The sequence below is a fragment of the Terasakiella sp. SH-1 genome (assembly GCF_004564135.1).
GTDB lineage: Bacteria > Pseudomonadota > Alphaproteobacteria > Rhodospirillales > Terasakiellaceae > Terasakiella.
In genome coordinates this window covers 449,629-462,727 of record NZ_CP038255.1, presented here as the reverse complement: position 1 = coordinate 462,727, position 13,099 = coordinate 449,629, and the positions used below count along the sequence as shown (strand labels likewise).

At 48.8% G+C, this 13,099-nt stretch carries 9 protein-coding genes; 2 read left to right on the top strand and 7 right to left on the bottom strand.

Annotated elements, in window-relative coordinates:
• Positions 1-39: 39 nt before the first annotated feature.
• The 4 genes from E4K71_RS02085 to E4K71_RS02070 form a co-directional block, all read right to left on the bottom strand.
• Positions 40-2,337, bottom strand: a complete 2,298-nt coding sequence (locus tag E4K71_RS02085) for a UvrD-helicase domain-containing protein (RefSeq protein WP_135075849.1) — start codon at positions 2,335-2,337, stop codon at positions 40-42.
• Between the two features lie 65 nt (positions 2,338-2,402).
• Complete coding sequence (locus E4K71_RS02080; protein WP_135075846.1) at positions 2,403-4,178, bottom strand: chloride channel protein; 1,776 nt, start codon at positions 4,176-4,178, stop codon at positions 2,403-2,405.
• An 82-nt stretch (positions 4,179-4,260) separates the two neighbouring features.
• Positions 4,261-5,337 (bottom strand): diguanylate cyclase, encoded by a 1,077-nt coding sequence (locus E4K71_RS02075; RefSeq protein WP_135075843.1) that lies wholly within the window; start codon positions 5,335-5,337, stop codon positions 4,261-4,263.
• A 65-nt stretch (positions 5,338-5,402) separates the two neighbouring features.
• A complete protein-coding gene (locus tag E4K71_RS02070) occupies positions 5,403-5,873 on the bottom strand; it encodes a thioesterase family protein (RefSeq protein ID WP_135075840.1) in 471 nt (156 codons plus the stop codon).
• 123 nt (positions 5,874-5,996) lie between these two features.
• Between E4K71_RS02070 and E4K71_RS02065 the strand changes: the two genes are divergently transcribed.
• Together E4K71_RS02065 and E4K71_RS02060 are read left to right on the top strand one after the other, a co-directional pair.
• Positions 5,997-7,493, top strand: coding sequence for a hypothetical protein (locus E4K71_RS02065; protein ID WP_135075837.1), 1,497 nt, complete (start codon positions 5,997-5,999; stop codon positions 7,491-7,493).
• 4 nt (positions 7,494-7,497) lie between these two features.
• Entirely contained in the window at positions 7,498-8,397 is a 900-nt protein-coding gene (locus E4K71_RS02060; RefSeq protein ID WP_135075832.1) for a response regulator, read from the top strand.
• A 45-nt stretch (positions 8,398-8,442) separates the two neighbouring features.
• Here E4K71_RS02060 and metH read toward each other — a convergent pair whose 3' ends face one another.
• From metH to metF, 3 genes are read right to left on the bottom strand one after another with little or no spacing between them, the layout of a single operon-like run.
• A complete protein-coding gene (metH, locus tag E4K71_RS02055) occupies positions 8,443-11,082 on the bottom strand; it encodes a methionine synthase (protein WP_206201939.1) in 2,640 nt (879 codons plus the stop codon).
• 14 nt (positions 11,083-11,096) lie between these two features.
• Positions 11,097-12,164: a homocysteine S-methyltransferase family protein gene (locus E4K71_RS18320; protein WP_206201938.1), complete on the bottom strand. Its 1,068-nt coding sequence runs from the start codon at positions 12,162-12,164 to the stop codon at positions 11,097-11,099.
• The gene (metF, locus tag E4K71_RS02050) at positions 12,161-12,970 is read right to left on the bottom strand and encodes a methylenetetrahydrofolate reductase [NAD(P)H] (protein ID WP_240796900.1); all 810 of its coding nucleotides are present in this window, start codon (positions 12,968-12,970) and stop codon (positions 12,161-12,163) included. The genes E4K71_RS18320 and metF overlap by 4 nt, the downstream gene beginning before the upstream one ends.
• Positions 12,971-13,099 lie beyond the last annotated feature (129 nt).

The window sequence follows — 13,099 nt, the reverse complement described above, 5'->3', positions numbered from 1 at the left end:
AGCTCTCAGGGTCAGCCCCTAAATTAATAGGTCCTGCCCCTAGACTTTCTCAACAAAACTGTCGATCACCTTTTTGCGACCACCGGACGAAAAGGCGATGTCGAGCTTGTTACCATCAACTGCCAGCACAACACCAGTGCCAAATTTGCCATGACGCACATGGTCTCCTTTACGAAAGCCCCCATCAGGTGCATCAGACACCTTCACATCATAGGCATCAATGGTGATCAGTTTTTCTTTTCGGCTTTCACGTTCTCCCCGATAGGTGAAACGCTGCTGGCTGCGATCTGAAAAGCCATAATTCCCCCCGCCATAATCTCCGGACGGTGTGCCTGTTTCCCCACCCGTTTCAATATGGTCTTTAGGCAGTTCATCAACAAAGCGTGATGGCAACATGTCGTTATATTGACCAAACACACGACGGCGCAACGCATAGGAAATGATGGAACGTTTGCGCGCCCGCGTAATCCCGACATATCCCAAACGGCGTTCTTCTTCCAGCGCACGCGTGCCGGACTCATCCAAAGCCCGTTGATTGGGGAAGGTGCCTTCTTCCCAACCGGGCAGGAAGACATTGTCAAATTCCAGTCCCTTGGCGGCATGAAGGGTCATGATGGTCACTTTGGCATCATCGCCTTTTTCCTGCACTTCCATCACCAGGGAAACATGTTCCAGAAACTCTTCGAGGCTTTCAAATTCTTCCAGACCGGAAACCAGTTCTTTCAGGTTATCGACACGGCCTTGTGCCTTCACATCCTTGCCTTTCTTGGCCTCATTCACACGCCAGTCCATATAACCGGCCTCATCCAGAATTTGCCCAACCAGATCATCCACATCCAGTCCATCTTTTAAGGCACGCCAGCTATCAAACTGAATCAACAAGTCACGTAAAGACCCACGTGCCTTGGGCGTCAGCTCATCGGTTTCCACCAAAGTGACCGCTGCAGAATAAAGCGAGACTCTATTGATGCGGGCATATTCCATCAAAGTCTGCAAGCCCTTGGTCTTGCCCCCAAAGCCACGCGTAGGCTTGTTGATAATCCGCTCAAGGGCCAAACTGTCATTCGGTTGGGCCACCACACGCAGATAAGCCAGCGCATCGCGAATTTCTTCGCGTTCATAAAAACGTAAACCACCCACAACCTTATAAGGCAGACCAAGAGTGATCATGCGCTCTTCAAATTCACGGGTTTGAAAACCGGCACGCACCAAAATCGCAATTTCATTCAGGCTTTCACCTTTACGCTGTAAGGCTTCGACTTCATCACCGACAAAGCGTGCTTCCGATTCTCCATCCCACAGGCTTTCCACCCGGACCTTAATAGCATCTTCCTTGATTTGCGGATGTAGAGTTTTCCCTAAACGATCCTCATTATAAGAAATCAAGCCGGATGCTGCTCCAAGAATATGCGCCGTAGAGCGATAATTACGCTCCAACCGAATCACCTTGGCCCCCGGAAAGTCTTTTTCAAATTTCAAAATATTGGTGACTTCGGCCCCACGCCAGCTATAGATCGACTGATCATCATCACCCACACAACAGATATTGCGATGTTGCTTGGCAAGCAAGCGTAGCCAAAGATATTGCGTGACGTTGGTATCCTGATACTCATCCACCAGAATGTAGCGAAAGCGGCGTTGATACTGTTCCAGAATTTGCGGTTCTTCGGCAAAAATGGTCAACACATGGAGCAAGAGATCGCCAAAGTCACAGGCATTGGTCAGTTTCAGTTGATCCTGATAGGCTTTATAAATCCGAATGGCCGCACCATCGGCATAAGCCGCCCCTTCGGCAGGTGAGACTTTTTCTGGTGTCAGCCCCCGATCTTTCCAGCGTTGGATCACTCCCATAAGATTACGCGCCGGATTTTTTTTCTCATCGACATGTTCAGCTTCCATAATCCGTTTGAGAAGGCGGATTTGGTCATCTGTATCAATGATCGTGAAATTGGACGTTAAGCCGACCACTTCGGCATGGGCACGCACCATGCGCGCCGCCAGTGAGTGAAAGGTCCCCAGCCACCAGCCTTCAACCGGACGGCCCAAAATATCACCGACCCGTTCTTTCATCTCCGCCGCAGCCTTGTTGGTAAAGGTCACAGCCATGATCTCACCGGCGTACGCCAGACCACAATCCAGAATATGGGCCAAGCGGGTGGTCAACACACGGGTCTTCCCGGTTCCCGCACCTGCGAGCACCAACACAGGACCGTCGGTTTCTTCCACAGCCATGCGCTGTTCCGGGTTTAAGGTGGTGACATAGGGTGGCGGGCCTTGAGGAACAGGGGTTTCCGCAGGCGCATAAGGCTCATCACTGAAATCAAATGGATCGTTCATAACCGGGGTTATACCACCAGATCAAACAGAAACAAAGTGAGAACGTTTGTTTCTGTCTTTAATTCTTATTCCCCATGTTCCTGTTTGCGCTTTTTAAGCAGCTCTTCATTATAAGCAGCCATGACTTCGCGTTCATCAATGCAGCCGACAAAAGCACGGTTTTCCTGAGGGTCAACCACTGCAATCTGACTAACAGCCACTTCTTCAAAAACAGCCTTTGCCACATCCAGTGTATCACGCGTCTGCAACACAGGGGGACGGCGATCAGCCAAATCAGCCGCAATAATAAGGGTGTTCAAGTCTTTATCCAGAATTTCATCAGGAACCTGATCCCAACTGATTGTTCCATAAAGGCGACGGTCATGGGCAATCACATAAATCACACTGCCCGGTGCCCGTTGCAGCTTTTGGATCACATGGGACAACGGCGTATCTGCACTGACATAAATGCCTTGCTGTTTTAAAATATCTGTGACTTTAATCTGTTGTAAAATCAAACTGCTGAGACTATCGGCCAAATCAATGCCGCGCCCCTTCAATTGCTCTAAAAAGAAAGACTGCTTGCCCATCTGGTCATTCACCAAGGTCGCCATCACGCAACCACACATCACCGCAATGGTCATGGAATAATCCCCGGTGAGTTCAAAAACAATCAAGGTGGTTGAAATCGGCGCCCCCAAAACAGCAGCCGCCATTGCCGCCATCCCAATCAGGGAATAGGCACTGGCCCCGGAAGACAGTTCAGGGAAAATGCCGGTAACAACCATGCCGAAGCTCCCCCCCAACATGGCCCCAATCACCAGCGCAGGGCTGAAAACGCCACCGCCAAAGCCAAATCCCAAGGACAGTACCGTAGCAAGAAATTTAAAGACAAACAGGGCAAAAAGGATGTTTAACGCATAATGTCCCTTAAGCGCATTATCTGTCGCCTCATAACCAATCCCCAGAACCTCGGGAAACCATAACGCAATGCCTCCAACCAGAAAGCCACCGATGGCTGGCTTGTACCATGTGGGGCCAGGAATTTTTTCGACTTGTTTTTGGGTCTGTAAAATGGAAGAGACAAAGGCAAGTCCAACGAGACCTGATAAAACCCCCAAACCGACAAAGGCAGGGAATTCCAGATAAGACCCCAGCTCATAAGCCTTCAGTTCAAAGGCGGTGACATTACCCACCACCTGATGGGCGACCACCGTGCCAGATACACTGGCAATCACCACCGGGGCAAAGGCTTTCAAGGCATAATGCGACAAGATCACTTCCTGTGCAAAAAGCGCCCCCGCAATGGGTGCATTAAAAGAAGCTGACACGGCTGCCGCCACACCACACCCCAACAACACCCGCGTATTGGAACGCGACATCTGTAATTTATCCGATGCCCAGGCGGCAAAAGTCGCCCCCATATGAACGGCCGGACCTTCCCGCCCGACAGAGGCACCACTGGCAATGGAAAAGCTACTGGCAAAAAGGGCAACAATTCCGTCTTTGAGCGACATTTGCCCACCACCGACTTCACAGGCCGCAATCACATCTGCTGGCCCCTTGGGTTTGCCATCGCCCATAAAATAATGCAGCAACAACCCTACAGACAGTCCGCCAATGGTCGGGATCAGGACCACTTTCCAGGGGGGTAAACTGCGGATGTAATCGGCGATTCTTTCCCCACTGATCCCCAGAAACAAGGATTGGAAAAAATCAATTTTTTCGACAAACAAGATGGCTAAGGTCCCGACACAGGCCCCAATGACAACAGCCAGCAACGTCATAACAAGCTGGTCATTATCAACCAGTTTGCGCATGAACATCATATATGGACTTGGCCTGTTGCGCCCCTGTGCCACGTTCTACCCTTTCATCACAAGACAACACCGCAAGGCTATCATGACAAAGAAGGGTTAACGTATGGTTTTCAACAGCTTGCTTTTAAGCAGCAGACCCTTCAAGATCATGCTGTGTCAAAACTTGATTATGACCACCGCTCATGGCCTGATGCAATGCACGATCAGCACGAACCAGAAGCTGGCTGATCGGTTCACCATATTCAAACAAGGCGACCCCTGCCGACATGGTAATTTTACCCAATCGTTCCCCGGTTGAACGGTTCACCACATTTTTGGAACTCACCCGTTTACAGATATTTTCTGCCAGGCGCGTGGCATTTTCCAAATTGGTACGCGGCAAGATCACACTGAATTCATCCCCGCCATAACGTGCTGCGGTATCCTGACCTTTAATACATTCGCCAATGGTCACAGCCACCAGCTTTAACACCTGATCTCCAACCTGATGCCCGAAATGTTGGTTGAAACGGCCAAAATGATCCACGTCAATCATTAACAAGGCCAAATCTTCCCCACTTGCCATGGCATTCATGGAAGATTTACGCAATTCCAGATCAAACAGCTTGCGATTGGCAATGCCAGTCAGGCCATCGGTCATGGCTTCACGGCGCATGCGTTCCAGATCTTCCTTCAATTCATCAATTTCCTTGATGGAAGAACGCAATTCTTCTTCAAGGGAGGTATTGCGGGCCAGCACCTGACCGATTTGACCATTCAGGCTGTGCAACGCATGAGCCATATCGTCATTGATTTCACAGTCGGCAATCTTTTCCTGAAAATCACGTAACTGGACATTAAGCCCGGCAAAATCATCTTCGGCCCCATCCAGTACCCCGACGATACGGGAAAGTTCCCCTTCCATACGTGCCGTGGTGTCATGCAGCATGGCGCTTTCCTGATCCAGCGTGAAAAACTTCTGAAAAATTTCAGAATTTCGTGTTTCCGTAAATTCCTGCTGATTATCCAAAAGAATATCAAGCGTTCGTTTTAAATCAGGAAATGTGCCACTGTAATAGTGGAACCAAACAGTAAAATTATTCGGATTGGCAGGCACGCCGATTTCACGCATTTTCTCGACTGCGTTGTTGGCATATTCAAGGGCCTGATCAATATTTTCCGTATATTCCAAAGTTTCAACTCCGCCACGACCTAAGGTCACATATATCTATACTTAAGTATAGATATCTCTTGCATGACTCCAAGCAAAAAATTCAAAATCAACACTTACGTGATATTCTTTAGTTTTTTGATCGAACGGCCACAGCTCTCAGGCCAGCCCTCACGCAAAGAAATATCAACGCCATTTTGCAGCACCGCCCTGCATTCAACGGGGATCTCTGCTGCTTTGCGCCTATCCATATCCACATGCAATGCCATTACTTCATTGCTTGCACACCTGACGTCACCATCCTTGACAAACATCTCATGAAACAGGTGCAAGCGCTTGGTGTCATACCCCAACAATTTCGTTTTGACTACCAACAATTCATCTTTTTTGACCTCTTGTTCATACGTCACATGTGTTTCCACCACAAAAAAGGAATTATTCCCTTTCTTACGGTAGTTATCACCTAACTTTAAAACATTCAAAGCTGTATCAGTTGCGTGATCAAACACCAGAACATAATAGGCCACATTCATATGACCGTTGTAATCAATCCAGTCGGCTTTGACCGTTTCTTCATGCACCATCATGTACGTAGTATCCCCTTCTCAACAACGTTAAAAAGTCGTGTTAGGTTAGAGCCACTTTATATAAGGGAAAAAAGATTGCTTGCACAATAGTGCTTGGGCTTACGGGGAAGAAAAGGGACGGTGATGATGAGAAGACTATTACAGATGGTTTTGGTGTGTGGCCTTCCTCTGCTTGGGCTTGTCGCCTGTAAAGAACCTGCACCCGCCCCCAAACAGGTTGAAGAAAAACCACCTTACAACCCTGAAAAAGCACATAAACTGGCTGTTCAGCGTATTGCCGCCCTTGACGTTGCCAGCCCCCCGCTTACCAAAAACAGTGATTACATTCAAATTCACGCTGCCCCGGGCCCGCAGCCCAGATCAGCTGAGGCATTTTTATCCGGCATTACCTCAGATCAAACCAAAACAGCGATCATACTAGCCCGCTTTAATGCAGGCGAAGGTATATCGCTACCTGCTCGCCCCCTCTTTATTTTTGAAAAGAAGCAAGAGCGCTGGACCAACCGCTTTCAGGCCGACGGCCCTTTAACCTCCTATTTTGTGACACAACATGCGCCGCTGTCTGTTTCTCTGGACATGGTATTGCTTCAAGACCTCTTGCCAGACTTGGATGTGGCTGCACATGATTTTGCCCAACGCATCAGCGCCATAAAAGAAGTAAGCTTTCAAGATATCGCCCATGCCCCGATTACCTATTTAAATGCTCAAGGGACTGTTTTGAACTTAATCGGGGCCACGGGGGAAATGGCCTTGAGCCTGCACATCAACGTCAAAGGCAAAACATCACTTTTCCCTTTCCCCCCAAGCAAGCCCGTTCGCTATAGCGAGATTCTCAACTTTCAAATTAAAGATCAAACACCCCGATCCGTTCTGGGGGATCTGGAAGCCCGTTTCTGGAACCTTCCCCTTCATGAATTGGCCCCAAACTGTCGTGCTATTCAAAAGACCTTGCAAGAACGCTTAGGGGTATCCCCCCGCGATAGTGCCCTTGTTTTGTTCCATATGATGCAGTCCCATACCCTTTTTGCAGAAAACCTGGACTACCGCAAAGAATGCGCCCCAGATGCGACCACAGCCCTTTTTGAAAACATGGGGCTTGAGCTTCCCACAAAAGAAACGAGCGATAGCATCTCTACCAATGCAATGAATTCGACACTTAGCACCATTGTGCGCCTCTTCAAAAACACCAAAGATGAAACCGCAGCAAAGTTTACAAACTTAATGCATGGGCCTGTAACAATCCATGATGAGGCCCGCCTGCTCTTTACAGAAGATCCGAATCTGTTGGTTGAAGGGACAAGCCATATTGTTGGCCCATCTTTATCAAGCGAACAAGCCGCTGACTTCTTAATGATGCTCCCTGTTCAGTCCTATGGCTGTTATAGCCGGGGAAGCGGTCAGCTGGGGAATTATCGCGCAGCCCTTTTAACATTGGAAAATGATCCGGACTTGTGGCAAATCAACTTTTCGTTTTATAAGTCAGGTATAATTAACGGAATTCAGTTACACAAGCCATCACAACTGGAATATTGTCGGGCCGTTGGTGGGCGTACAGGGCAAAACCGCTGTAAATTCACACAACAAACCTATCCGGGCCTGAGCGCTGATAGATGCGGATGAAAAAATGCCTCAAACAAAAATAAAAGTCCTCCTCATTGATACGGACCCTTATGCCCGAAGCTTGCTGGCAGATCATCTGGTTGATGACAATATCATGCTGGACTTCAAGGATGACCCAGCCTTGGTTCTGGAAAGCCTTCATAAAAGGCCGGACCATTATGATGTCTTGATCATTGATCTTGATCTCTCAGAAGAACAATCCGGTCTAGACTGCCTGAGAACCATCAAGGCCGATGAGCGTTTTCTCCACCTGCCGATCATTATTAAAACCGACAATCACAACATTACTTTTGTCAGCGAAGCTTTAGCCGCCGGGGCGTATTATTTTCTGGATAAATCCACAGACAAAAAAATCGTCCGTTCCCTTGTGATTTCAGCCAAAAGCCATAAAGAACAAAATGAACATAATGACTTCAAACACGCCCAGGCCCGTCTGGGGATGAAATTTACCGAAGCCGCCCGTTTTGTCATTCGTACACTTGATGATGCTCAGAAACTGGCGAACCTGCTCAGTTGTAGCTTCCCTGATCCTGATCGGGTTTATCTGGGCATTCATGAACTGCTGACCAATGCGATTGAACATGGCAATCTGGCACTGGATTATCACCAAAAAAGTGAGCTTCTCGCTACGGGTCAATGGCAAAGCGAGATTGATCGCCGTCAAAACCTGCCGGAAAATATAAAAAAGACGGTTGACGTGAAACTGATGCGCGGCAAGGACAAGCTTGAGCTTTTCATCACGGATAAGGGCAAGGGCTTTCGCTCCAATGACTATCTGGAGATTGACCCCTGTCGCATTTTCGATGCCCACGGTCGCGGCATCGCCATGGCCAAAAAACTGTCTTTTGACGAGCTGGAATATATCGGCTGCGGCAATAAAGTCCGCGCCGCAGTAAAGATATAAACATAAAGCAAAAACCCCGACCAACAGGGCCGGGGCTTTTATCATTTATTTTGGATCATATCCCAAAACAGGGCTCAGAAGTCTTTCTGCCTGTGCAAGGTTGATATCCTTGCGTCGGGCGTAATCTTCCACCTGATCTTTTTCAACCCGGCCTACCCCGAAATATTTCGCTTCTGGATGGGCGAAATAGAAACCGGATACAGCCGCTGTTGGCATCATGGCATACCCTTCGGTCAGTTCAATACCTGCCTGGGCTTGCGCATCCAGCAGCTTGAACAAGATTTCCTTTTCAGAATGTTCAGGACACGCCGGATAGCCCGGTGCTGGACGGATACCTGTATAAGCTTCCTTGATCAAAGCTTCATTATCCAGCGTTTCATCAGAGGCATAACCCCAAAATTCTTTGCGCACCCGTTCATGCATCCGTTCTGCAAAAGCTTCGGCCAGACGATCAGCCAAGGCTTTCAACATAATGGAACGATAATCATCATGAGCCGCATCAAATTCAGCCAGCTTGCTTTCAATGCCATGACCTGTTGTCACTGCGAAACCACCGATATAATCATCACCTTCTGGGGCGATATAATCAGCCAGACAGTTATCATAACGCCCTTCGGCTTTCGGGATTTGCTGGCGCACCATATGGAAGCGGGCCAAATCTTCTGAACGGCCTTCATCCTTAAACAAACGAATGCTGTCATCCGGTGTTGAGTTCGCCGGCCAGAAACCAATCACAGCCTTGGCTGTCAGCCATTTTTCAGAAATGATTTGTTTCAGCATCTCTTGAGCATCAGCAAACAGCTTGGTTGCCTCTTCCCCCACGACCTTATCATCCAAAATCTTCGGATATGTCCCAGCCAATTCCCATGTGCGGAAGAACGGTGTCCAGTCGATACGTTCCACCAGATCATCCAGCGGATACTCGTCAAAAGTTTTCGTGCCTAAGAAGCTGGGTTTCACCGCCTTGAAGTTATCCCAATCAATCGGCTGCTTGGCTTTACGCGCATCATCCAGAGAAATCTTGTTGCCACTTTTTTGCTTTTTCGCCCGTGCAATTCGGGTCTGTTCATATTCTTCGGCCAGGTTGGCAACAAAACCGTCACGCCGGGTTTCAGATAGAAGGTTGGAACAGACACCCACGGCGCGCGACGCATCCAGCACATGAACCGTCGGATGTTCATAAGACGGATCAATCTTCACTGCCGTATGCACCTTGGAGGTGGTCGCCCCACCAACCAGCAGCGGGATATTCATGTCCAGACGCTTCATTTCACGCGCCACATTGACCATTTCTTCCAGTGATGGGGTGATCAAACCGGACAGCCCGATGATATCCACATTGTGCTTCTGTGCTTCTTCAAGGATTTTCTCTGTCGGGACCATCACGCCCAGATCAATCACTTCGAAGTTGTTACACTGCAGAACCACACCAACGATATTTTTACCGATATCGTGGACATCGCCCTTTACCGTGGCGAGCAAGACTTTACCCGCCGTCTCAGACCCCGCTTCCTTGCCATCTTCAATAAACGGCATCAGGTAGGCCACCGCCTTTTTCATCACACGAGCAGATTTCACCACTTGAGGCAGGAACATTTTACCTGCACCAAACAGATCACCGACCACATTCATGCCGTCCATCAAAGGGCCTTCAATCACCTCAATCGGCTTGTCAAACATTTGACGTGCCGCTTCGGTGTCTTCTTCAATAAACTGATCAATGCCCTTGACCAGCGCAAAAGACAAGCGTTCAGCCACAGGTTTTTCACGCCAGGACAGATCAACAGTGGCGGCTTTAGACCCGCCTTTTTCTTTATATTTGTCGGCAACTTCCAACAAACGGTCTGTCGCATCAGAGCGTTTGTTCAAGATCACATCTTCCACACGCTCACGCAGTTCTGCCGGAATTTCATCATAGACTTCCAGCTGGGCCGGGTTCACGATGCCCATATCCATACCTGCCTGAATGGCATGATACAAAAAGACCGAATGCATAGCTTCACGAACCGGATTATTGCCACGAAACGAGAAGGACACGTTGGACAGACCGCCAGAGATATGACAATGGGGGCAATCACGACGAATAATGCGCGCAGCCTCAATGAAATCCACCGCATAGTTATCGTGTTCTTCAATCCCTGTGGCAACCGCAAAGATATTGGGGTCAAAAATGATGTCTTCGGGGGGAAAACCTACTTCATTGACCAGAATATCATAAGAGTTTTTACAGATTTCCACCTTGCGGTCTTTGGTATCAGCCTGGCCTTTTTCATCAAAAGCCATGACGACTACAGCCGCACCATAGCGTTTAATCTTCTTGGCCTGTTCAACGAATTGCTCTTTGCCTTCTTTTAAGGAGATAGAGTTTACAACCGCCTTGCCCTGTACACATTGCAAGCCCGCTTCAATCACAGACCATTTTGAACTATCGACCATAATCGGCACACGTGCGATTTCAGGTTCTGCCGCAATCAGGTTCAGAAAACGCACCATGGCTTTTTCGCTATCAATCATGGCGTCATCCATGTTGATATCAATGATATTGGCCCCGTTTTCCACTTGTTGCAAAGCCACACTCAAGGCTTCGTCATACTGCTCTTCTGCGATCAATCGTTTAAACTTGGCTGAGCCTGCAACGTTTGTACGCTCACCGACATTGATAAATGTTGCTTGTTGATTTGTCATTTTCACTCTCTCTGTCAGGACGCAATGTTAAACGGCTCAAGACCGGACAGGCGCATTTTGGCATCCAGCTCCGGCACCGGACGTGGCGTTACGCCCGCAACAGAATCGGCAATGATTTTAATATGCGTTGGGCTCGTACCACAGCAACCACCGACAATATTAATCAGCCCACTCTCAGCCCATTCTTTCAAAGCCTCACCCATTTCTTCCGGTGTTTCATCATAGCCACCCATCTCATTGGGCAAACCGGCATTTGGATAAGTCGACACATGGGTATCAGCCACAGCAGACAGGGCTGCGATATGCGGGCGCATCAAATCAGCGCCCAAGGCACAGTTTAACCCCACAGAAAACGGCTTCACATGACGAACGGAATTCCAGAAAGCTTCTGCTGTTTGACCGGACAGGGTACGACCAGACGCATCCGTCAATGTCCCGGAAATCATGATCGGTACAGACCAGCCTTGCTCATCAAACAATTCCTCAATAGCAAAAAGCGCAGCCTTGGCATTGAGCGTGTCAAAGATGGTTTCCACGATCAGGAGGTCTGCGCCGCCTTCAAGCAAGCCCTTGGCAGCTGAACGATAGGCCAAACGCAGTTCATCAAAAGAGACATTGCGATAGCCCGGATCATTCACATCCGGGGAAATAGAGGCTGTCCGGTTTGTTGGCCCCATCGCACCTGCAACCAAGCGCGGGCGATCCGGTGTTTTTGCCGTCATTTCGTCCGCTACTTCACGGGCGATACGCGCACTTTCCACATTCATTTCATAAGCCAGTTCTTCCATGGCGTAATCAGCTTGTGCAATCGTTGTGGAAGAAAATGTATTGGTGCCCAGAATATCTGCCCCGGCCTCAAGATATTCACGGTGAATTTCCTTGATGACTTCCGGCTTGGTGATAGACAGCAAATCATTATTGCCCTTCACATCCTGCCCCCAATCGGCACAACGCTCCCCACGGTAGTCAGCCTCTGTCAGCCCATAGCGCTGGATCATGGTGCCCATGGCCCCATCCAGAATGAGAATACGTTTTTCGGCTTCTGATTTCAGATAGGCCAGACGATCATCACGTGTGGTCATGATTGGGCTCCTTTCGGGCGAACACCCAGAATATGGCAGAAGGCAAAGGTCAAATCTGCACGGTTCAAAGTATAGAAGTGGAAGTCTTTCACACCATTGGCGTGAAGCACGCGGCACAGCTCTGACGTCACCGTTGCGGCCAATAATTTGCGTGTTTCAGGTTCATCATCCAAACCATTAAACAAATCAGCCAGCCATGCGGGCACATTTGTCTGGCACATCTCAGACATTTTCAAGACTTGCTTAAAGTTGGTCACAGGCAAAATGCCTGGAATGATCGGCACATTCACGCCAGCGGCGGCTGCTTTGTCGCGATAGCGCAAGAAGGTTTCAGCTTCAAAGAAATATTGCGTGATAACACGGTCAGCCCCGGCATCCACTTTCTTTTTCAAATAATCCAGATCAAACTGTGCGCTTGGTGCTTCTGGATGTGTTTCGGGATAACCTGCTGTGCTGATGTCAAAATCATGACGTTTTTTCAGCCCTTCAATCAAGTCCACAGCATAGGCATAGCCATCAGGATGCGGCTTATAAATATTATCGCCTTCTGCCGGGTCGCCACGCAACGCCACAATATGACGGATACCTTCTTCCCAGTAACGATCAGCAATTTCGTCAATTTCAGCCTTTGAAGAGCCAACGCACGTCAGGTGCGCAGCTGCGGTCATGGAGGTTTCTTTTTGAATCCCGACAACCGTATTATGGGTACGCTCACGTGTTGTCCCGCCAGCCCCGTAAGTCACAGAGACAAACTGCGGGTTCAGTGGTTCCAAACGTTTCAACGATGCCCAAAGGGTTTCTTCCATCTTTTCCGTTTTCGGCGGGAAAAATTCAAAAGACACATTCACATCATTGGGAAGCGGGGCGGCCACAGGCAATCCTTTGAGGATGGCTTGTTGTTCTTCTTTAATCGTCACTTTATTTTCTCCATCATC